Origin of the sequence: Methylobacterium sp. ME121, assembly GCF_000974725.1 — a bacterium.
GTDB lineage: Bacteria > Pseudomonadota > Alphaproteobacteria > Rhizobiales > Beijerinckiaceae > Methylobacterium > Methylobacterium radiotolerans.
Genome location: NZ_BBUX01000050.1, coordinates 24,231 through 45,527, shown reverse-complemented (window position 1 = coordinate 45,527; position 21,297 = coordinate 24,231). Strand labels below are relative to the sequence as shown.

General features: G+C 65.6%; 22 protein-coding genes and 1 pseudogene. 16 read left to right on the top strand and 7 right to left on the bottom strand.

The features are described 5' to 3' along the window. Positions 1-2,523, bottom strand: a 2,523-nt coding sequence (mobF, locus tag ME121_RS23740) for a MobF family relaxase (protein WP_059409707.1), incomplete at its 3' end; no start/stop codon positions are given. After that, the gene (locus tag ME121_RS23735; protein WP_059409706.1) at positions 2,520-2,813 is read right to left on the bottom strand and encodes a hypothetical protein; all 294 of its coding nucleotides are present in this window, start codon (positions 2,811-2,813) and stop codon (positions 2,520-2,522) included. The genes mobF and ME121_RS23735, both read right to left, overlap by 4 nt. A gap of 313 nt (positions 2,814-3,126) precedes the next feature. Here ME121_RS23735 and ME121_RS23730 point away from each other — a divergent pair, with 313 nt between their 5' ends. Genes ME121_RS23730 through ME121_RS23720 form a run of 3 tightly spaced genes read left to right on the top strand, consistent with a single transcriptional unit; the run spans position 3,127 to position 5,031 of the window. Then, complete coding sequence (locus ME121_RS23730) at positions 3,127-3,639, top strand: hypothetical protein (RefSeq protein WP_059409705.1); 513 nt, start codon at positions 3,127-3,129, stop codon at positions 3,637-3,639. Between the two features lie 5 nt (positions 3,640-3,644). Then, positions 3,645-4,451 carry a hypothetical protein gene (locus tag ME121_RS23725; protein WP_059409704.1) on the top strand — a complete coding sequence of 269 codons (807 nt, stop codon included), beginning with the start codon at positions 3,645-3,647 and terminating at the stop codon, positions 4,449-4,451. Then, the gene (locus tag ME121_RS23720; RefSeq protein ID WP_491892876.1) at positions 4,435-5,031 is read left to right on the top strand and encodes a hypothetical protein; all 597 of its coding nucleotides are present in this window, start codon (positions 4,435-4,437) and stop codon (positions 5,029-5,031) included. The genes ME121_RS23725 and ME121_RS23720 overlap by 17 nt, the downstream gene beginning before the upstream one ends. Before the next feature lie 159 nt (positions 5,032-5,190). Here the strand turns inward: ME121_RS23720 and ME121_RS23715 are convergent, their stop codons facing one another. After that, entirely contained in the window at positions 5,191-6,696 is a 1,506-nt protein-coding gene (locus tag ME121_RS23715) for a type IV secretory system conjugative DNA transfer family protein (RefSeq protein ID WP_491892875.1), read from the bottom strand. Positions 6,697-7,016: 320 nt separating this feature from the next. Here ME121_RS23715 and ME121_RS34155 point away from each other — a divergent pair, with 320 nt between their 5' ends. The 8 genes from ME121_RS34155 to ME121_RS23680 all read left to right on the top strand — a co-directional run bounded on the left by ME121_RS34155 (position 7,017) and on the right by ME121_RS23680 (position 13,490). Next, the gene (locus ME121_RS34155) at positions 7,017-7,601 is read left to right on the top strand and encodes a hypothetical protein (RefSeq protein WP_491892874.1); all 585 of its coding nucleotides are present in this window, start codon (positions 7,017-7,019) and stop codon (positions 7,599-7,601) included. Between the two features lie 378 nt (positions 7,602-7,979). Then, a complete protein-coding gene (locus tag ME121_RS23710) occupies positions 7,980-8,810 on the top strand; it encodes a chromate resistance protein ChrB domain-containing protein (RefSeq protein ID WP_059409701.1) in 831 nt (276 codons plus the stop codon). Positions 8,811-8,827: 17 nt separating this feature from the next. Then, complete coding sequence (chrA, locus tag ME121_RS23705) at positions 8,828-10,222, top strand: chromate efflux transporter (RefSeq protein ID WP_491892873.1); 1,395 nt, start codon at positions 8,828-8,830, stop codon at positions 10,220-10,222. A 71-nt stretch (positions 10,223-10,293) separates the two neighbouring features. Beyond that, complete coding sequence (locus ME121_RS23700) at positions 10,294-10,830, top strand: hypothetical protein (RefSeq protein WP_491892872.1); 537 nt, start codon at positions 10,294-10,296, stop codon at positions 10,828-10,830. Then, positions 10,827-11,204 (top strand): lipocalin family protein, encoded by a 378-nt coding sequence (locus ME121_RS23695; RefSeq protein WP_059409699.1) that lies wholly within the window; start codon positions 10,827-10,829, stop codon positions 11,202-11,204. The genes ME121_RS23700 and ME121_RS23695 overlap by 4 nt, the downstream gene beginning before the upstream one ends. 203 nt (positions 11,205-11,407) lie before the next feature. After that, positions 11,408-11,953, top strand: a complete 546-nt coding sequence (locus tag ME121_RS23690) for a Fe-Mn family superoxide dismutase (RefSeq protein ID WP_059409709.1) — start codon at positions 11,408-11,410, stop codon at positions 11,951-11,953. After that, positions 11,950-12,372, top strand: a complete 423-nt coding sequence (locus ME121_RS23685; RefSeq protein WP_059409698.1) for a Rap1a/Tai family immunity protein — start codon at positions 11,950-11,952, stop codon at positions 12,370-12,372. Before ME121_RS23690 ends, ME121_RS23685 begins: the two co-directional genes overlap by 4 nt. Positions 12,373-12,446: 74 nt before the next feature. Then, positions 12,447-13,490 carry a Cj0069 family protein gene (locus ME121_RS23680; RefSeq protein WP_059409697.1) on the top strand — a complete coding sequence of 348 codons (1,044 nt, stop codon included), beginning with the start codon at positions 12,447-12,449 and terminating at the stop codon, positions 13,488-13,490. A gap of 33 nt (positions 13,491-13,523) precedes the next feature. Here the strand turns inward: ME121_RS23680 and ME121_RS23675 are convergent, their stop codons facing one another. From ME121_RS23675 to ME121_RS23665, 3 genes are read right to left on the bottom strand one after another with little or no spacing between them, the layout of a single operon-like run. Next, complete coding sequence (locus tag ME121_RS23675) at positions 13,524-14,516, bottom strand: hypothetical protein (protein ID WP_059409696.1); 993 nt, start codon at positions 14,514-14,516, stop codon at positions 13,524-13,526. 6 nt (positions 14,517-14,522) lie between these two features. Further along, the gene (locus ME121_RS23670) at positions 14,523-15,665 is read right to left on the bottom strand and encodes a nickel/cobalt efflux transporter (protein ID WP_059409695.1); all 1,143 of its coding nucleotides are present in this window, start codon (positions 15,663-15,665) and stop codon (positions 14,523-14,525) included. Positions 15,666-15,678: 13 nt separating this feature from the next. Beyond that, a complete protein-coding gene (locus tag ME121_RS23665) occupies positions 15,679-15,957 on the bottom strand; it encodes a metal/formaldehyde-sensitive transcriptional repressor (protein ID WP_059409694.1) in 279 nt (92 codons plus the stop codon). Between the two features lie 1,398 nt (positions 15,958-17,355). Here ME121_RS23665 and ME121_RS23660 point away from each other — a divergent pair. The 3 genes from ME121_RS23660 to ME121_RS23650 all read left to right on the top strand — a co-directional run bounded on the left by ME121_RS23660 (position 17,356) and on the right by ME121_RS23650 (position 18,978). Beyond that, entirely contained in the window at positions 17,356-17,958 is a 603-nt protein-coding gene (locus ME121_RS23660) for a phasin family protein (protein ID WP_059409693.1), read from the top strand. Between the two features lie 127 nt (positions 17,959-18,085). Further along, positions 18,086-18,331: a hypothetical protein gene (locus ME121_RS23655; protein WP_059409692.1), complete on the top strand. Its 246-nt coding sequence runs from the start codon at positions 18,086-18,088 to the stop codon at positions 18,329-18,331. A 269-nt stretch (positions 18,332-18,600) separates the two neighbouring features. Next, positions 18,601-18,978 carry a hypothetical protein gene (locus tag ME121_RS23650; protein WP_059409691.1) on the top strand — a complete coding sequence of 126 codons (378 nt, stop codon included), beginning with the start codon at positions 18,601-18,603 and terminating at the stop codon, positions 18,976-18,978. 174 nt (positions 18,979-19,152) lie between these two features. Here the strand turns inward: ME121_RS23650 and ME121_RS34150 are convergent, their stop codons facing one another. Further along, positions 19,153-19,500 (bottom strand): hypothetical protein, encoded by a 348-nt coding sequence (locus tag ME121_RS34150; protein WP_491892871.1) that lies wholly within the window; start codon positions 19,498-19,500, stop codon positions 19,153-19,155. Between the two features lie 101 nt (positions 19,501-19,601). Between ME121_RS34150 and ME121_RS23645 the strand changes: the two genes are divergently transcribed. Further along, positions 19,602-20,186, top strand: coding sequence for a DUF1003 domain-containing protein (locus tag ME121_RS23645; protein ID WP_059409690.1), 585 nt, complete (start codon positions 19,602-19,604; stop codon positions 20,184-20,186). A gap of 616 nt (positions 20,187-20,802) precedes the next feature. Then, positions 20,803-21,216: pseudogene (locus ME121_RS34145) on the top strand (hypothetical protein). The last annotated feature ends 81 nt before the right edge of the window (positions 21,217-21,297 follow it).

The window sequence follows — 21,297 nt, the reverse complement described above, 5'->3', positions numbered from 1 at the left end:
TACCACCCGGGCATCCGACCGGTGCCGGGTCAGGCCGACATACACCTCGCGTGCATCCGTCGATGTCGCCACAAGCATCACCGCGGAGGCGCTCGTTCGCCCCTGTGCAGCGTGCACGGTCCCGGCATAGGAATGCACGATCTTAGGCTGGAGGGGCTTGCCGCCGAACCGCGGCTCTCGTGCCAATTGCTGCCAGGGCGCGGCGAGCACCCGACCATCCTCCAGCACCAGGTGTAGCTGGGATTGCCCGTCCGGATTAGTGGTGATGCTCTCGACCCGGGCACGATTGCCGTTGCGGATCGAGAGGTGCGGCAGGCTTTCGCCGAAGCGTAAGGAGTCGCCCACCGCCAGGGCGAGAACGGTCGGCCTGTCCGCACGATCCCGCGCCGGTAGCCTGACGAGATCGGGTCCCAGTTTCCCTTCTGTCCGCAATACGGCACGGGCTTTCAGGTTCAGCGCCGCCGCATCGGCGTTCCGGCGCGTCAGCATCAGCGCGTCCGCACCGTGACGTGCTCGTGCCTCGGACCACAGTGTAATTGTTCGTGCCTGGGCGGCCCCGGCCCCGGAAATCAGCTCGACCCGGTCGTTGGCAGCGTAGGCGCGCAGACCTGCGTCGGCATCGCCGCCCGCCATGATCATCGAGGCGGCGCGTTGCCAGTCCACCATCTGGCGCCGGACCTCGCCGAGCATGCTCGCACGCCCAACTTCCTCGGTGACTGCCCGCAGAGCAGACGCTCCCCCGACCGACGCGAGCTGGCGGCGGTCGCCGATCAGCACCACCTTGGCGCCCGCTTGCCGGGCTTCGCTTAGGACCGCCTCCAGATCGCGCGTCGAGACCATCCCGGCCTCGTCTACCAGCACCAGGGTATGCTGATCGAAGGAGGCACTCCTAATTTCTGCAGCGCCTATCTTAGCCCCAGCCTGCTCCCTGGCCCAGACGGAGCGCCAGCGGGCGATAGCCTGGGCCGGGATGCCGGTGGAGCGGGCAAGCTCGTCGGCGGCCACCCAGGAGGGCGCCAGGCCAATCACGCGCAGTTTGCTGCGGGTTGCGGCAAGAACCAGGGCTTGTGCCGTGGTGGTCTTGCCCGTGCCTGCCCCGGCCTCAAGGATTGATACCCCATCTGATCCGGTGACCTGGCGCACCGCCTCAGCCTGCTCCGGGCTGAGATGGGGGGCGGCAGCCAGCGCTGTCGTCACCGCCTCGGGCACGATCCATGTCCGCTCTCCAGGCCGCTCGGCCGCGCGCAGCAGGGCTGCCTCGCAGGCGGCAAGGCCCGGGCTGGTCCAGCAAGCATTCTGTCCAGGATCGAGCGCTACCGGGCTCAAAGGCATGAGCTGGCCGTCGCGCTCCAGATCGGCGAGCTCGGCCTCGACCGCTCCAATCCCGAGTCCGCGCAAAGCGGCCTTCTCCAGGGCTGCCTGCAGCAGGGCCGCACGGCTCAGTACGTTCTCGTGCCGAAACAAGGCCGAGGCGGCACGGGCTACGGGCGTGTCGCCGGCGATCTCGGGTGGGTCGAAGGGTTCTGCCACCTCCCGCTCGGCGTGATCGGCCCCGTGCGCCCGGCCCGCGTCGGCCTCCTGTGCCGCCCGCAGAGCCTCCTGCCAGGGATCAATGCTGATAGCCCCGAGTTCGGCCTGCCAGCGCGCCTCTAGCTCGGGCCCGCTCGGCAGCTCGGCCTTGTCGCGCCGCGTGGCCAGCGCCGCCACCTCGCGCTGGGCGCTTGTTGCGCCTGGCCCGGCCCGCTCCTGGATCTGAGCCGAGCGCTTGGAGAAGGCTGCGAGCAGTGCGTCCGATACACCGGCGACCTCCCACTGACCCTGGCCGGCCGGGCGATAGTTGAAGCCGAACTGGGCCTGCAGCTCCTGGCTGAGCGCGGCTCGGTAGGCGGCCCCGAGCCCGCGCTGCTGCTCGAACAATCGGGCTGGATCAACCGTAAGGTGAGACAGCGATTTGTATCTATTAGAAGTGGAGCTTTGAGGTGCGCCGGCAACGTTGAGGATCACGCAGTGGGTGTGCAGGTTGGGATCTCCCTCTCGGGTGGTGAAGTGGTCAAAGCGCGCCACGATCAGGTCGCTCGGCCGGTGCCGCTCGACGCCGCCCGCTCCGGTGCGCACCTCGACCAAGCTCTCGCGCGCTAGAAAGGCGAGGGCCTGCTCGACCGCGGCGCGATGGGCCGCCTCAATCCCGGCGCGCTGCTCAGGGCTGCCGGCCGCCCAGAGCACGCTTACCGCCTTGGCCGGCGTCAGGGTGCAGTCGGTCCCGGACTGATGCCGTGCACCGGCGCCGCGCACCAGCGGCTTGCCCGTGCTCGGATCGAGTCCGGCGCACAGGCTTCGGAAGGAGGTAACGGTAACGGCCGCTCCTTGCCGCACCACGCTCTCCCCCGACGACCACCAGGTGCCCTCGCCCTCAGCTTGGTAGTATGCCTCGCGCCGATCGGGCCGGACCTCGTCTTGGCTCTCGGTCAGGTAGTAGGCTGCCGCGTCCGAGCCCGGTCGCAGCCGCTGCAGGGAGGCGGTCACAGCACCAACGCCTCGCCCTTAACTGGCCGGTAGCGGCACAGGCTGCCCGGCTCGAACGCGTCCGCATCGGCGCCGAGCTTGCCGACAGACTGGGCCATTGCCAGGATTGCAGCATCGACCTGTTCCAGCCGCTCGACCAGCACACGGTGACGGGTGGCGACCTCCAGGTGTTGCGCCACGCAGTCGCCGATCAGGCTCTCGGGCGTCCAGCCCCGCTCAGCCGCGGATTGGCGTAAGGCGGCGGCGACCTCATGTGGAAGGCTGACACTGAAGCTGACGTATTGGGGCATGGCACCAACCTGGGATCGCAGCGCCCTCAAGCAGAGCTGAGGCCGGCGGCTCTGTTGCCGCGGACGGTCCTGGCATGGGAGGGTGCGGCTCGGCGAGGGCCGTGCGCATCCAGGGTTAACGAACTGGGGCCGGAGCACTTCAGTGCGTGTGGTGTGATACCTCTTCTCTTGCCGTACACGTTACCGTACCGCTGCCGTCCTGGGCCGTAGCCTGCCGCCCGCGGCCGGACCCTAACGTCGACTTGCCGCCGCCCACGGCATTCGAGCGATCGGCTGCACGCCGTGGCAAGCCCCGCTCTGCTAGGGCGTCGCCATGGCCCAGCGCTCCCGCCTCGACCTACGCCGCCTCGCGCGCGACGCCGCCGCGACCCCCGGCAGCCGTCGCAAGGCCGGTGCCCCGGGCGGTCGGCCCGCCACGGGTCTGATGGATGCCGTGCGCGACCACCTCGACGCCCTCATTGCTCTCCAGGCCGGCGGCTTGACCTGGGATGCGGTCGCGGCCGGCCTTACGGCGCAGGGCTTCACCACCGCCGACGGCCAACCGATCACCGGGCGCAATCTTACCGGCATCATCTCCAGCGTCCGCCGGCAGGCCGCCGCCCGCGAGGCCAGGACGGCGGCGCGGGCGGCCCGCCCTGATCGGCCGGCCTCCCCACAATCTGAGCCGATCCCCACCGGCTCGGCTCAGCGGCCGTCGCGGCTCGCACCAGAACTCCGCCCGGATCGTGAGACGCCAGGCCCATCAGCCTCGGATGCACCGCTCACCGAGGCGGAGATCCGGCGGCTGCAGGCCGAGAAGCACAGCCACCTGTTCAAGAAGGACTGACACCCATGCCCCGCGTCCTCCTCGTCGCCCAGGAAACCGGCGGCGTCGGCAAGTCGACCGTGACCCGCGGCTTGGCCGAGGCCGTCCCGGACGCGCCGGTCCTGGAGATCGAGTCGGTGCACCGCCTGACCGAGTTCAAGGCCGCGACGGCCGCCAACGAACCCGGCAGCGTGCGCTACTTCGAGATGCGCGCCACGCGCGAGGCGATCGAGTCGAGCGGCGGCAAGGCCGCGCGGTCCGAGCTCGACGACGTGATCAACGCACTTTACGAGGTCGCGGCTCCCACCCTCGTCGACATCGGCGCCAACACCTCGGCGAGCCTGCTCGGAGTCCTGAAGGACGAGGCGCCGGAGCTGCGCAAGGCTGGGATCGAACTTGGGCTCGTGGTGGTGGTCGCCGCCGAGGCCGGCTCGCTGGCGGATGCGGGCAAGTTGCTGCAGGCCGCGCGGGACTGGACCGGGGCCCGGTTCGTCGTAGCCAACGGCGTGCGCGGCGCGATCGACCTGACGATCCTGGAGCGCGTGGTCGGCGACGCGGCAGTCACGCACCTGCGCGCCTTCGAGCTGGAGGATGAGACGCGTGGGGTGCTGGCGGCCGGGCAGCTGCGCGGCATCGGCCGGCTCGACCGGGCGAGCCTGGTCAAGCAGACCTCGCCGGCCCAGGCCGGGCGGATCCTGCGCGATCTCACCGCGTTCCGCCTCGCCGTGATGGAGGCGGTGAAGCCGGCGGCCCTCTGGCTGGTCGAGGAGGCACCGATCCCGGCCCGAGCTAGTACACCAGCAGGGGGGAGCAAGCGTGCCCGCAACACCTGAAGACGTGCACGCCCGCCTCGCGCGGGCCGGCCGTGATGCGCGCGAGGCTGCGGCCGGGTTCGAGCGGGACAGCCGCGCCGCGCTCACCCGGCTGAAGACGCGCCCGATCCATGAGCGGTTCGCGGCCTTAGAGAGGGGCGCAGCACAGCTCCTGCCCGAACATCGGCGCGAGCTCCTGCTCTCCATTCGCAACCAGTCCGACGAGGCGGGGACGGATGCCCGGACCGGGCCGCGCCACGCCAGCCGCATCGCGGTCTGGCGCGGGCGCCTGCCGTACCACGTGCGCCGGCTCACCCGTGACGCCCTGCTCGCGCTCTGTCTGATGTCTGCGCTGGTCCTGGCCTACCGCCGCACGCCGATCTCCTGGGTCGAGGTGCGGGGCGACCGGGATGTGACCGCCGCCTGGGTCATGCCGGATGGGCGATCCGCCGGGGACCGCCTCGTGGCGGGGCGCGCCTACGCACTGATGCGGGACGCTGACGGTGTGGCTGAGCTGCGCGACTGGCGCTCAGGTGAGGGCTATGCCGCAACCCGCGTGCCGTCAGATTGGCTGCGGACCCGCTCCGGCCCATCACGCTGAGGTCCGGATCTCTCGATCCGTCGGGGCTCACGTCGGACACGCGGCGTTCCATCGGGCCCTCGGTTGGGCGGATTGATCCTTCTGCCGCGGCAGTCGCGTTTTCACCGTCAGCTGAGGCGCGTCCAAATGGCGGCCGCCCCCACGTCGGGCATCCCCGGCTCACCGCGTCCGACCGACCGGCGGCACTGCGGTGATCAGCCTGCGGAAGCGCGGGTCGGTATGTGCGACCGTCTTCTTCAGGCGCAATGGATGGCGCGTGTGGCCGCCGCTATTGGGAAACACCAAGAGCTCGTCACCCGGCATCGCGATCAGTGCCTCTTTGGTCATCAGGCGTGCGCCCTGCGAGGCCCGGGTCGTGGACGGCGTACCCTTGGCGTCACCGGTCGGGGCCGTCTGAGTCTCGACGAACGCGGTGTAGTCGCCGATCGCCCGCGACCATCGCTCGGCTTCATCTGGATCGACGGCCGGCACGTCGAAGACCGTGACGACCTCGGCGGTGTTGAGCAGCACATCCGCCCCCGCCTCGCCATAGAGCCCAACGAGTTGGGCGCGATCCTGCCACATCGTCCACAGGCTGGCGCCGTAGCCAGGCAGCTCGCCCGCCGCGGTCAGCAGCGCGTCGAACCGGCCGAGCACCGCGGCCTCGTCGACGAAGATCATCAACCGCTCGGCCGGGCGGTGGCGGCGCACCGAAGCGAACAGGTCGGACAACAGCCAGCGTAGGAACGGGGCGAGCACCGCCTTGTACTCGGTCGGTACCGCCACGAACAGGTCGACGGCGCCGGTGGACAGCTCCGACAGCTGGAAGGTCGAATCACCGACGAGGTCGCGCAGGCGCCGATCGGCGAGCCACTGGAACGCCTGCAGAGCTGTGGATTTGATCGGGTCCTTGGTCTTAGGATCGGCCTCCAGGATCTCCATGGCGGCGTAGGCCGCGGGCTCGGGCCAGTGGTTGACGTACTGCTGGAGGAGGCCGTGGAAGCGGGCCTCGTCAGTCAGAAGGTCCTGAACTTCCACGACCGTACACGCTTCCGGCCGGCGTAGGGCAACCAACAGCGCGCCGGTGATCAGGTCGACGGCCCGGTTGCGGAAGTAGGCAGAGGCTTCGCCGTCACCGGAGGCCTCAGGCAGGAGCGCCAGCGCGGTGCTCTGAAGGTAGAGGACGTCGTTCGGGTCACGGCCCTGGAGTGGGTTCCAGTGGTCGGTGCCGCCGGCCAGACCCATGGGGTCAAGGCAGATGACGCGGCGCCCGAGCGCCCGGCGCCGAGCGGCCACGGCGCGGTACACCTCTCCTTTGGGGTCGAACACGACAGCGGGTCCGCCCCAGCCCTGCGGTTCCGGGAAGGCGAGGTTGGGGATGAGCAGGCCCGAGGTCTTGCCCTTGCGCGGCGGCGCGATGGTGACGAGCGTGCCCTGTACGGCGATGCGGACGGCACGGCCGGTCTCAGGATCGCGGCCGAGTTCGAGCCCGTCACGAAGGCGCCCGCGCTCTGCCGTGGTGGCAAAGCGGGACGAGCCGAACAGGTCGGAAGTGTCCCGCTTCTGTTCGGGCTTTACGCGCCGCAGAAGATGGAACCCGAATAAGATAATAAAAGGCGAGAAGGCTAGGAGGGTAGCCAGCGACCAGCCGCCATTGGAAAACTCGGGCGCACGGCCGATTAACATCCGGTAGGGTGTTGCGAGTGCATCGCCGGCACGCAACGAGAATAGCGTGCCAGTCCAAGTAGCTAAGCTGGGTACATCCGCGGGCCAGAAAGCTAAGTCAAACCCATGCTGTATCATCCCACCTACTATGTATGTGAACAACAAGGCAAAAATCGTGATCAATGCTAGGTGCATGGTAACTCGAATAGATTTTCAGCGAATGGTACCGATGTTTTTCTAAGGCTATATATTCGCGAATTCGCTATGTTTAGATGGTAAATTAATGAAAATTTTACAGATGTGTATCTTATTGCAGAGCAGACGATGGGATTTTCGAAAAAATGCTTGAACATCTTCGCACGCCAGAAGCTCAGCGACAAATGGTAGATATCCTGAACTGGCTCAGAGTTGATGAAAACAGGATTTTAATTCGGAACAATTTAGAAGAATTGCCAACTGGTACACAATTTTTTCGTTTGACAAGAGCGGTAGACGAGGAAGCCGCCCAAAAGATACTAGATTTTAGGCCAACTTTTTTTGCAACAACTGAAGAAGAGGCGAATAAATATCTCGGATTTGCTAATCGTATTCCAACTGGGCGGCTTCTTATGATGCGTGCTACTACCCTTAAGCCAATTAGGTCGGCCAGCGCAGATCAATTTGCAATCACTAGCGCAATTTATTTAGGATCAGGCAATGGTGCTAATAGATTAAGTTCACTTTCGTATCTTTATCCGCCTCATGATAATCTTCCAGAAGGCTTAAGTGACACTATCACTATAAGAATTCAGAGATGGATCGTCCCGATTGTTGTTTCTCGTTTTTTAGAACATAAATTTCGCGCCTTAAAAAGAACTGGCGTTGACGAAATAAACATTAATAAACCATTATATTCAATGGATATTGAATTTGACTGGTTAGAGTAGTAAAAGTAATTCTGTCGCAATTCGGGAGTATGCAAAAATACCCTTTCTCCGGCAATAGAAAAGCCGACACGTTTTTCCGACAAAAACGGGGCTGTTTTAGGCGGAGGATACCAATACCTGGCGTATTGCCGGAAAAACGGTCGTTTTACGTACATTGCAGGTCGCGCTACCTATCGTTGAGTTCCAATGGGGCAAGCTCTTTGGAACGGCATCGCTGGAACTCAACCATGACGTTGGCAAAAGCGCAGCTTATCGACATCACGACCCGTGCTTGACATCACGCGCCCGGCGCCAATTATGGGGGCTCGGGAAGCGATCTCCCGACGAGGCTCCGGCTGAAGAATCGCGTCCAATCTGCATTCGCTGCAAGGACGCGCCATGCCTACGCCTAACGCTATTCCTGTCGACAAACTCGCTCGCCTCGTCGGCACGCCCGCCTGCCCGATCCTCATCGACGTCCGCACCGCTCGCCATTTCGCAGAGGAGCCGCGCCTGATCCCCGGATCGCGGCCGCGCCAGTGGGATGCTGTCGCCGAGTGGGCGCCGGCACTGCGCGGCAGGCCCGCCGTCGTGATCTGCCAGCAAGGCCAGAAGCTCAGCCACGGGGTTGCTGCTTGGTTGCGCACGTCCGGGATCGTCGCCGAGGTTCTCGATGGCGGCACCACAGCGTGGGCACGGGCGGGGCTGCCGATGGTACCCGTCGACAAGCTGCGGAACTGCGACACGCAAGGGCGCACCGTCTGGGTCACCCGCGCCAGACCCAAGGTCGACCGCATCGCTTGTCCCTGGCTGATCCGCCGCTTCGTCGATCCCGAGGCGGTGTTCCTGTTCGTTCCAACCCCTGAGGTCGAGGAGGTCGCGCGATGCTTCAACGGAGAGGCGTTCGACGTCGACGCGCCCGACGTGTTCTGGAGCCATCGAGGCGAACTCTGCACCTTCGACGTCATGGTGCAGGAGTTAGGATTAGCCACGCCGCCGCTTCTGCACCTCGCCACGCTTGTTCGCGGCGCCGATACTGCCCGGCCGGACCTCGCACCCGAGGCCGCGGGATTGCTCGCCGCCTCGCTCGGCTTGTCGCGGATCTACGCCGATGATCTCGCGCAGCTCGATGCGGGCATGCTGCTCTACGACGCCTTCTACCGCTGGTGCCGTGACGCAACCGACGAGGGTCACAACTGGCCGACCAACAAGCCTCGGCCGGGGGCTTGATCATGGGGAGCGCCGTCATGGAACGCGCATCCCGCGCGGCGGAGACACCGGTCGTACCCCCCGCGTCTATCACCCTCACCGAGGCGCTGCCCGTCTGGACCCGCATCGCCGCGCTCTCGTTCGGTGGCCCGGCGGGACAGATCGCCGTCATGCATCGCATCCTTGTCGAGGAGCGACGCTGGATCTCCGAGAGCCGCTTCCTGCACGCCCTGAACTTCTGCACGCTGCTGCCTGGCCCCGAGGCGCAGCAGCTCGCGACCTATGTCGGCTGGCTGATGCACGGCACCCGCGGTGGGCTCGTCGCGGGCGGGCTGTTCGTCCTGCCGGGCATCGTCGCCATCATGGCCTTGAGCTGGATCTACGCCCTCTACGGCAACGTCGGGTTCGTCGCCGGCCTGTTCTTCGGGCTGAAGGCGGCCGTGCTGGCCATCGTGCTCCAGGCCGTGATCCGCATCGGCAAGCGAGCGCTCAAGGGTCCCGTGCTGCTCAGCCTCGCGGCGGCGGCGTTCGTGGCGATCTACTTCCTCGATGTGCCCTTCCCGGTGATCGTGCTCACAGCTGGCGTCATCGGCTACTTCGGTGGCCGGGCCGGGCTGCCCCAGTTCAAGGGGGGCGGGCACGGGGGTGGCGGCAAGGTCGTGGAAGGCCCCTTCCTCCTCGACGACTACGAGCTCCCGCAGGAACGTGCAGCCACCGGGCACACGCTGCGGATGCTGCTGACCTGGGGTGCGATCTGGCTGGTGCCGGTCGTCGCCATCCTTCTCTCCGTCGGGCCGGACGACGTGTTCAGCCAGATCGCGGTGTTCTTCTCCAAGATGGCGATGGTGACCTTCGGGGGCGCCTACGCGGTGCTCGCCTACGTCGCCCAACAGGCGGTGGAGCATTACGGCTGGCTCAAGCCCGGCGAGATGCTCGACGGTCTCGGCATGGCCGAGACCACGCCGGGTCCGCTGATCATGGTCACCCAGTTCGTGGGCTTCATGGCGGCCTTCCGGGCACCGGGCTCGCTGCCGCCGCTCCTCGCCGGCACGCTCGGCGGGCTTCTCACCACCTGGGTGACCTTCGCGCCCTGCTTCCTCTGGATCTTCGTCGGCGCCCCTTACGTCGAGCGCCTGCGCGGCAACCGGGCGCTCGCCGGTGCGCTCTCGGCCATCACCGCGGCGGTAGTCGGCGTGATCCTCAACCTCGCGGTCTGGTTCGCGCTGCACACCGTCTTCGCCGAGACGCGGCCGTTCGCGGCCGGCCCGCTCCGCTTCGACCTGCCGGTGCTGGCAAGCCTGAACCCGTGGGCTCTGCTCCTCTCAGCCGCGGCCGTGCTGGCCGTCTTCCGGTTCAAGATCGGCATGATCCCGACACTGGCTGCCTGTTCGGCCGCCGGCATCCTCCTGCATCTCGCGGGAGCCGTCGCATGAACCGCGGGACCGTCCCGGGCGCCATCCTGCTGCTCCTCGCGGCGTCCGCGGGCTCGGCATGGGCGGACGGGTTGCCGGGCTTCGAGCCGATGCAGACGGGACCCGGCTCACCGGGGCGCTGGCGAACGGTCGCGGACGCCGACGCGACAGCCGGACGTGCCGTCGAGCAATCGAGCGACGACCCCACTGAGGACCGCTTCCCGCTGCTGATCCGGATGGCGACCGCTCCCGCGGACGTGACGGTCCGAACACGGATCAAGCCGGTGTCGGGGACCGTCGATCAGGCCGGTGGCTTGGCCGTCAGACTTCTCGACAGGAACAACTACTACCTCGTCCGAGCCAATGCCCTCGAAGGCAACGTGCGCTTCTACAAGGTCGTCGCCGGGCGCCGGACCCAGTTGGCCGGGGCCGACGTGCCGGTCGCCGCCGGCGTCTGGCACGATCTCGCCCTAACCGCCCGCGACGACCGGTTCACGGTATCGTTCGACGGCCGCGATCTTTTCTCGGCCACCGACGCGACGATTGGCACGCCCGGCAAGGTTGCCTTCTGGACCATGTCGGACAGCGTCACGCGCTTCGACCGCCTCGATGTCGAGGAACTCCGATGATGGCGCGCCGCCCGCTGGCCATCGCGTTCGCCGTGGCGGCCGCCCTTGCCGGGCCGTCGGGCTCTGCCGGGGCCGAACCCTTCCGGAGGCTTCTGGGACGCGACCTCGCCGTTCGGCTGCCTGGCATGGAACTCACCGACGACGTGCATTGGGCCTACGGCTTCGAGCGCGGCGGCCGCCTGCGCTCCGTGTCGATGGGCACGCTGCGGATCGGCTCCTGGCGCGTCCGGGGCGACGAACTCTGCCTCGACGGCGGTCCGGACGGAGCCCGCTGCTTCCAAGTCTGGGCCGCACGCGACGACATCGAACTCCGTCGCGGCGACGGGAGCCTTCCCGACGCCGGCACCCTCCGGAACCCCCAGGCGCGCCGCTAGCGGCCGCCTCTCCTGAAAGGAAGAACCCCATGTCCAACGATATCGACCGTCGCCACCTGTTCCTCGCCGGCGCTGGCCTCGCCGCCGGCATGGTGGCCGGCCCATCCGCCGCGGCGGACGGACCTACTCCGGGGCAACCCGCGATCAAGCTGCCGCCCTACACCCCCAAGCCGCTGCCGCTCGACCCGCAGAAGATCCAAGGGATGAGCGAGCGCATCATGATTAGCCACTACGAGAACAACTATCTCGGAGCGGTGAAGCGCCTGAACTCCATCGCCGATCAGCTCGCGACGATGGACTACGAGAAAGCGCCCGGTTTCGTCGTCAATGGGCTCAAGCGCGAGGAGCTCATCGCCACCAACTCGATGATCCTGCACGAGCTGTTCTTCTCCAACCTCGGCGATCAGAGCAAGCCGGGCCCGGAGTTGGAGGCGGCCCTGGTCCGCGACTTCGGCAGCGTCGAGCGCTGGCGCTCGCAGTTCACCGCAATGGGGCGCGCCGAGGGTGGCGGATCCGGCTGGGTGCTGCTGACCTACAGCCCGCGCGACAAGCGCTTGGTCAACGCCTGGGCAGCCGACCACACCACAACCCTGGCCGGCGGCACGCCCATCCTGGCGATGGACATGTACGAGCACGCCTACCAGATGGATTTCGGGGCGAAGGCGGCGAACTACGTCGACGTGTTCATGAAGGTCATCCGGTGGGAGACGGCCGACCGCCTCTACGACGAGGCGAGGCGCGCCGCATGAGGGGCCGGCGCATCCTCGGCGTCGCCGTGCTCGCGGCGTTCGCCGCCGTGGGCACACTCCCGGCGAGGGCCGTCGACGGAGGAACCGCTGCCCCGCCGACCGAGGCCCCGGCCGACGGTCCGCTCCGGCAAGGTCCGGTGGACGTGACGGGGCGCAGGACGCAGGACCTCTACCTGGCATGCCTCGCCGAGCAGGGGGCGGCGTCCGGCTGGTGCAGCGCCTATCTCATGGGCGTCGCCGACACGCTCACGGCCTTCGGCAACGGCGGCGACAGGGGTGGTCTCTGCAACGTGGACTACAGCATCGAACAGCTGTCGGAGACCTTCCTGACCTGGGCGCGGGCGCATGACACCATGTTGCAACTCGACATGTTGGCCGGGGCCACGATTGCCTTCCGGCAGCGCTGGCCCTGCCGATAGCGGCCGTGTCGGGATCGGGGTTCATCACCGAACCGGCGGGCGGGCCTTGTGCCGGTCATTCTCGCGAGCGACCAATGCCCTCTAAGGCTCCACAACCTTTCAAAGTCGCTGTCGTCTGGCGAGGTGATGCCCAAGCGCGAGCCGAGGCACGCCCCGAGACGAGCCGGTTCGCGGCGATCTTTGCCGCCCTGGAACGCCATGGTGTCATCGCCGAGCCAGCAGTTTGGACCGAGGATCTCGCCAGTGAGGTCCGGACCCAACTCATGGCGGCGGACGGGGTGCTCGTCTGGGTGAACCCTGTGGCGGCGGACACGGGCCAAGACCGCAGGGCCCTCGACGCGGTCCTGCGGGAGGTCGCCGCCGCCGGCATCCTCGTCAGCGGCCATCCGGACGTGATCGACCAGATAGGCACCAAGGAGGTGCTGTACCGGACGCGGGCGATGGGCTGGGGAACGGATACGCATCTCTACGGGAGCCATGCGGCCCTCGCGGCAGAGTTCCCCGCGCGTGTGGCAGAGGGACCTCGGGTCCTGAAGCGCAGCCGCGGCAACGGCGGCATCGGCGTGTGGAAGGTCGAACGCGCTACGGGCTCGGACGTCCTGGTGCAGGAGGCGAGCGACAGGAGCCTGCGCACCGTGTCGCTCGACGCATTTCTGAATGAGCGTGCCTCCGACTTTGTGGCAGGCGTCACCCTCGTCGACCAACCGTTCCAGGCGCGGCACCTGGAGGGGATGGTTCGTTGCTACGTCAGCGGCACGCGCGCCGCTGGATTTGGTGCCCAGTACGTCACGGCTCTGGCGCCGCCCGAGCACGGACGGGCGACGCCGCGCCTGTACTCCGGTCCGGAGGACGAGCGGTTCCAGCGCCTGCGCCGCCAGCTGGAACGGGTGTGGATCCTGCAGATGACGGACCTGCTCGGCCTGGAGCCGGACGACCTGCCGGTCATCTGGGATGCCGACTTCCTGTTGGGGCCGAAGGATGCCAGCGGTGAGGACACCTACGTGCTCTGCGAGATCAACGCGAGTTCGGTGTTCCCAATTCCCGACAAGGCGCCCGAAGCCGTTGCCGCCACAATGCTCCGGCGGCTGGTCAGTGCCCGCGGTTATCGAGTGGCCTGAGCGGCCCCGGCAGAGCCGTAGCACCAGTCTCAATCAGCGGGTCAGAAGCGGTTTCCCGAAGATCGACGGTGCAAAATCATCTAGGAAGATCAAGATTTGCGTGCGAAATCCGAGACTTCGACCGCCTTGTTTGTTGAGCGGTACGATCACCTCGCCCGATAGCTGCCAAACGTCTTCGACGTAGGCGAGACCAGGGTTCATAGTCGCCGCCGTCTTCTGGCGCCACGGAGTGTCAAACGCGAACTCTACGAGTGGCACGAGCTGGTGCAGCGGCTCATCCTTGGGGAGTTGGCCGGGTGTGAAGCGATCGGACAGGTACAGGGTGCTGTATTCAATCGAGAAGCCCCAGTGCAGGGTCGTGACGTTTGCCCCGCTCACAGTGCCGATCTGCCCAACCATTGCGGTCGTTTCGGCGATGGAGCGCGCGGATCGGACGTGATCCAGCGGCACCTCCAGGGAGACCGCCCCGGCGATGCCGAACGGGCGCAGCCACGCCAGCGCGTCGAATAGCGCACCAAAACCCTGGCCGAAGGTCAGGCCGGGTGCGAGCGTGTTCGGTGCGCTCGCACCCACGGCCCGAGAGCCGGTCCCACCGATGCCCCAGGTCAACGAGGCCGCCACCAGCGTCTCTTGCAGGTCGTTGCGGTAGACCTGCTGCTTGAGGGAGAGGCTGGTCTGGTCGAACCCCGCGCGTGGGGACAGACCGCCCCCGGTGCGCCATATGCCGCCGCTGTTGATGCCCACGGCGAGATCTTCGACCAGTAGGCGCTGGAACGAGCCGTAGAATGCCCGGTCACGCACCACGGGGGTCATCGTGCCGCTCAGATCGTGGCGCGCGTCGATGGTGAACAGTTGCAGCTCATCGGCCACGGCCGGGTCGTCGAACGTGATGGTGCCGGGGAAAAAGCGGTTGCCCGCGATGCCGTGCGCCTCGGCCGACTGGGCGATGCACACGGCCACCACGGTGGCGAGGGCAGCGCGTAGGATGACGACCCCTCCCGCTGCCGTCTGATGCGCATTGCCCATCAGGGATCACCCGACCGTGAGACCGAAGAGACTGGCCGCTTGCTGGGCGTGCTGGATGCCCTGCCAGCCGAGCCAGCCGGTATAAAGGCCCACCAGTACAATCAGCACGCCAGAGGCGTAAGGCGCGCGCCGGGCAAAAGTGCTGAACCCTGGCCAGCGGCTTGCCACGTGTCGGACGCTGAGGGCTGCGATTACGCCCGCCGCCACCATCGTCACGGCTAGACCGATGCTGAAGCACACCACCAGCAGGAAGCCGAGACTGAGCTGCTTAAGCTGGATGCAGAGCAGCAGCACCGTGATCGCCGCCGGGCATGGGATTAGTCCCCCTGTGAGGCCGAACATCACGATCTGCCCGGTGGTGACGGTGCGCCCCTCGAACCGCTTGCGGATGTCGGCTGCATGAGCGCGGGCGTGCGCATCGTCCTCGTCGCCGAGGTTCATGTGGCTATGGTCATGCCCGTGGTCGTGGTCGTGCTCGGTGAATGCGACGGCATAGCTGTGGCCGTGGCCGCCATGGGACAGGCTGACCGTCGCTGTGAACTCGTGCGGCTCGGGGATTTCTTCAGCGCTTTCGAGATAGCCGCCCTTATCGATCAGGCTGAACGCCTGCCGGGTGCCGTCCGGCCGCGCAGTCTCAATCGTCACGTCGCGGGCAGCGAAGCGTTCGCCTCGCTCGAAGCGGATGCGCCAGTGGGGCGGTACACCGTCCTCGAACACCTCAAGGGCAACGGTGCCATGGCCGGTATCGATATGGCGGACTTCTCCGTCATGATGGTGGCGTTGGTCGTGATCGTGTTCCGCCCGCTGCTCTCGCCACGTCCGCCAGAGCATCCAGAGCGCGATGCCGACGATGATGACGGCTGAGGCGAGCTGAAAGTACGGCTCGCTGGTCTCGCCGCCCCACTGCTGCCCGAGGTACTGGCCTCCCAAGGCAATGACCCACACCACCGCCGTGTGCGAGAGTGTCGCCGCTAAGCCCAGCAGGACCGCCTGGGTAACCGTCCCCCTGACCGCGATGATGAAGGCCGCCATCATCGTCTTAGAGTGACCCGGCTCTAGACCGTGCAGGGCACCGAGCAGGATCGCGCTCGGCACGAACAGCCACGCGTGCGCGGTCCCCTGCTGGAGCAGGTCGGTCAGTGAGGTCATACGGCGGCGTCCACTATTTCAGGTAGGTCCGCACCGCCTCGATCAAGTCGGCCGCGCCCTGGGCGCGAGCGGCATCCGGCTCGTTGTCCGGGTTCACGACGTGGTGGCGGATGTGATCTTCCATGAGTTCAGCGGTGAGACCGTTGATAGCCCCGCGCATCGAGGCGACCAGCATCAGGACATCCGTGCAGCCGATCTCGGCCTCTAGGGCTCGCTCGACGGCTTCGGCTTGTCCTTTGATCCGGCGCACGCGCGCCAGCAGCTTGGTCTTGTCCTTGACGGTGTGAGCCATCGACGGTCCTTCCGGTTAGGTCATATAGGGGAGTACCCTATATTATGTCGAGTGTGGGTATCGCCGTGGGGGGCGGAGAGGCCTCGTATCATGAAGAAGGACGACCCCTGGATTGGGGTGTGCCGGTGGGACGGGCGCTCAGTCCGAACGCAAGCCGCCGGCCTGCTCGCGTCCTGCTTTACGCCCCGTACAGATCGGCCTCGAATTTTCGAGGTGGCGTTATGGGTTCCGGGCCATCCGCGACGCACTGTGCTGGCGGGTCGTTCCAGTAGAGCTTGCCCCAACGGAACGATCAGAAGCGTGAGTCTCCTCGTTCCGCTACGTGGTCGCAGATTTTTGGAACGCTCAGGAACAGACGTCAGAGACCTGTGTGGAACATGACAGGGCGATTGCCTTCCGTCACGGCTAGCGATCGGATTTCTGTGCGACCTCTGTCGGAAAAACGGTTGCTTTCCCGACAGACATACGAAGGCGAGGAACCCCGCAGCGCCTCAGCTGTTTTCTTGTGCAGTGCAGCATAACTGCCAAGGGGCCGAACATGATTGGACCGGCAGAAATCGAAGACCTCATGCTGGAGTACGCGGATGCCGTTGCAGCTGAGGATGAGGCTGGGTGCTCCAGTGCTCGAGGCGGTGCACCACGTGCTTGGTCGTGGGGACTAGGTCCTACTCAAGGGAGCAAGGCGGAAGCGAAGTCCTACGTCTTGGTCGAGCGGCAGGGGCGCCTTGCGGTTGTCGAAGTTGCGACTGGCCAGACGATCTACACCCCGCCAGATTTTCTCTCGCCTCAGAGCCGCGCCAGATTTGACCTTCTCCTCGCTTCCCTCAATGCTGAGAGTCGCCTCATTGATGCGGTGATGGCCTTCGAGCGTGAGGCCACGCCCGCCTCTTCGGAGCCTCGATACTTGACCTTGACTTCTGGAAATCTTGAGGCCCATAGGTCGGCTTAGGCCCAATGTGGTCTTCTCAACAGGTCAGCCCGCATAGGAACCAATGAGCCGTGCCCTAGCCGGTCCCCTAAAGCTAAGCTTTGGCGCACGCTCCCTCGCTTTAACGCCTCCGCCAAGCCGAAACATTCGGCCTGCACCACGCTATTAGCCAAGCTTCTAGCCTATGCTTGAGGGATGCGGTCCGCTGTCACCGAGCTGATTTCCCGCTGAGCTACGACATTGTGCAACGCCCTCAGGCAGATGCAGCGTGAGTATAACGGTTGACGAATTTCATCAGGCATTAATATGACTCAAAATGCTCCCTCCGGGGTTGAATAGAGGAAATTCAACACGACTTAGGTGCAGTGCGATAATGCTAATATCAGGCCGCGTCACCTGAGTTGATCGCGCTTTTCATCTAAATAATAAGCGCAAGATAGACTTACAAAATTTAAGGGCAGGAAACCAAAATGGCTTTCAATCAGAACAACAATCAAGGTAAACAGCATGAGCAGACCGATAAGGCTGCCGACGCTGCGAAATACAACACCAACAAGACGACTGAGCAGGGCAAACAGTTTATCGATGCTGCTCGCGACGGCGTGAACAAGATGGTCGATCTGCGCGAGCAAGCGACGGAGAACACCAAGCAGGTTATGCAGAAGAGTGTTGAGACTGCTTCGCAACAGGCTCGTGAGGCCGCAGACCGGTTCACGAAGACGCTGGGCTTCTCCGGTGAGAACGGCGAGCGCCTGGCTCGTCAGTCCAAGCAGAACATGGAAGCCGTAACACGCTGCGGAACGGTTCTGACACAGGCGTTCCAGGACGTCTCACGCAGCTGGTTCGATCTGGCCCAAAAGCAGTTCCAGCATAATCTCGACGGCATGAACAAGTTGGTGCGTGCCAAGTCGCTCCAGGAGTTCACCGCCATCCAGAGTGATCTAGTACGTGAGGGTCTGCAGCACATGGTGCAGGACAGCAAGGCGATCACTGAGACCTCAGCTCGCGCCGTCGAGGAGGCCAGCAAGACCTTCTCTAGCATGAGGCAGCAGAGCCCCACGGTCGTTCGCTGAGGTGTACACCACCCTAGCCGCCCCGCTTAGGGCTCGGTAGTAAAGTGGAGGGGTGGTCGCTTCGGCCGCCCCTCTTTTTCTTGTCTCAATCGCGTTGGCTCCTCCGCCTCGCGGCGCGGAGTCGCTCATGTACAACCCCTTTGCTATCGCCCTGCTTGCCATCGAGGCGCAGAAGGTTGTCGAGCTTCGGCTCGTGAAACTCGCCTGGGGCGGGACTGAGGCTCAGCTCGAAGCCCAGCAGATGGTGAGCGAGAAGGTCAGCGCTCTCATCGAAGCCTCTGCGACGCTGATGACGGGTGGCTCATGCGACGCAGTGATTGCACGCTACCGCGAACATGTGGCGGCAAACACGCAGCGTCTGACTGCCGTTTAGCACTGAATGGGTACGGCGGTGACAAAACCATCCATTGGAGCGTCCGCGTCGTGCTGATGTGGCGAACGCTATTTCGGCCGAAAGCGCTTGGCGACCTGTTCGGCGGCCTGTACGCCCGAAAGCGTTGCAACGCTGCGTCGTCGAGGTACTCGCTATCGTCCTCCTGCGGCTATCGGCCGGACTAGCCCGGGTCAGCCAAACGACGCTCTTCAGCGTTTCACGGTCAAAGCTGCTTCGCGCGGCTGATGTCCTGTGAAGGTGAAGAGAGCATGAGACAGATCGCACTGGCGGCACTGGTCGCCACACTCGGGGCCGGGGGGCTCCTCGGCAGTACTGCCGCGCAAGCAGGCGGCTACGGCTACGACGTCTACGATGCGCCTGAGACGGTGGTGACCCGCCGCACAGTCGTCGAGCGCCAGGTCGTTGCTCCCCCACGCGAGGTCGTGCGCGAAGTGGTGGTTGAGCGACCTATTGTTCGTCCCCGTCGGGTCGTGCGCGAGATCGTCGAGGAGCAGCCGGTCGTGTATCGGCCTCGTCCCGTGGTCCGCGAGGTCGTGGTGGAGCGTGACGGCTTCTACAGCCCGCACCGGTTCGGACCACGCCCGGTCGGCTTCGGCTACGGACCGGCCTTCGACCCCTACGACTAAATCTGATCGTGACGGGGCCGCCTTCTTTCAATCGAGGGAAGGGCGGCCCTCATGCTGCCCACTCTGGCTCACGTCGACGCCGACCGCCCCGGTCCATGGATCGCAGGTCAACCCGAGCTGCCCGGGTATGCGCTCAAGAGGGTGAGCGGCCGGGCGCGTGTCGAGGCAGGCGCGCTACTTCGAAGGCTCCGCCGGGTTGATGCCTGAAGGTGACGCCGTGCGGTTCGGCAGCGGCGCCTGGGGTTCGTGAGCAGAGTCGCCGGTTGGGTTTGCAGCTGGAACCGGCCGGTCCCTGTTCTCCGCGATCGAGTGACCGCCGGGATTGGGCGCATCCTTGGCCGCCGACTCCTCCCGCGGCACCGGTGCTTGGCTCCAGCCATCCTGGGCGCTGCGGTCTTTATCGCCCATCGCGTCGATACCCTTGATCTCGCCGGGTTTGGTCTGGGCCTGCACGGATGGGGTGAGCGCCAGGGTTGCGAACGCGGCAAAGGCCACGCTCAGCGAAAGGGGGGAGCGGGCCATCGGATTGTCTCGGGTGTCGTGAAAACGTTTACGGGCAACCGGTCGAGCCATATGCCTGTTCCAGCTTCACGGACCTCTCCGATAACCGGACCGCGCCTCTGATGGTCAATCCAAGCCCGGACCGCGAGGACAAAGCGGCTACGCCTATCCTGCCCGCCCACATCGAGGACACAGTCCGCGCTATCGCGGGTCTCCATTGGGAGCATCACCGCAAGGCCAAGCCGGTCCAGCGCACCGTCGCTCGCATGACCAGCGCCATCGGGCGCCCGCGCTTCGTCGGCCTGCTCACCCTGGCGATCCTCAGTTGGATCAGCCTGAACCTCATCCTCCCGGCGCTCGGCCGCGCCAGCCTCGACCCGCCGCCCTTTGCCTATTTGCAGGACGCAGCAGGTATCCTGAGCCTGTACATCACCAGCCTGATCCTGATCACGCAACGGCACGATGAGCAGCTAGCCGAGCACCGGGCTCAGCTCACCCTGGAACTCGCGATCGTCTCCGAGCAGAAGAACTCCAAGATCATCGCCCTGCTAGAGGAGATGAGGCGCGACCATCCCCACATCAGCGACCGGATCGACGATGAGGCTGAAGCGATGGCGCGGCCGTCCGATCCTCAGGTTGTGCTCGACGCCATCAAGGACACGCATGGCGATCTGCTCTCAGCAGACGAGCAGATTACGCCGGCGTGACCCAGCGCTAGCAAAATAGCCCCGCGGAGCTGTGGCTGCGGGACTTTTGCAGCCACAACTACATGCGCGAACGACGCATATGATGGCGCCGGTGACGGCTCATGTGCCTCATACCCATCATGCCGCGCTGACCGCCCATCCGCTTCTGAGATGGGCTCTTCACGCTGCCGGGGTTGTTCATATTGCTCTGGGCGCTGCCGCCAGTCGGCATCTGAGCGAGTGCCGCTCCTGTGACCGCGAACGTCAGCGCGGCGGCGAGGGCGAGTATCTTTATCGACATGGCGTTTTCCTCCGGACAGATCGGACTGATCAGTCCTCGGCCAAACGCCACTGTGCGTGATATTGTTCAGGTGAGCGCTATGGGGATATTTATGGATCTCGCTGTCGCTTCAGCCTGAGTGCCAGGACCAGTGCAGCGGGCCAGAATATGAGGCTGAACGGCGCGACCGGGATGAGGGCACGGCCCTTCCACCACGCGATCGCGACCGGCAGGAACAGGCTGGTGATCGCGACTGCTAGGAAGGCCAGAATTCAAGGTCGGACAGGTCCATAATCGATAGGTAGGGTGCATTGTAACGCTACGCTTTCTTCACGGCAGGTGGTACAGTGCGCTCCCATGCCAATCCGGCGCGAGCACCGCTTCTTCTACCCCATCGACTGGCCGCAGCTCTCGGCCGTGATCCGCTTCGGCCGAGCGCAGGGCCGCTGACGACTGCATGGGCGGATGGTCTACCATCTCGGCGACGGGCGCTGGTGGGATGCGGACGCTGGCCGCTGGCGCGATGGATGGGGGCGCCGGATCCGCATGGCTTCGGATGCCGATATACTCGGCCGTGTCCGGCGGACGCGGGTTGTCCTAGCTGCGGCCCATCGGAACCACGATACTTCGAACAACGCAGCAGCCAACCTCGCGGCCTTCTGCCAGAGGTGCCACATGAACCACGACCGGCCCGAGCATCGGCGGCGACGCTGGCGCACGTTGTTCCGGCGGAAGGCGCTGGGCGACCTATTCGGCGGTCCTTACGCGTGATCGCATTAGCACTGACGGTACCCGATGAAGCCACGGGCCAGCAGCCCCTGCCCGCCCGACCCCGAGCCGGCGGAGCAGCCC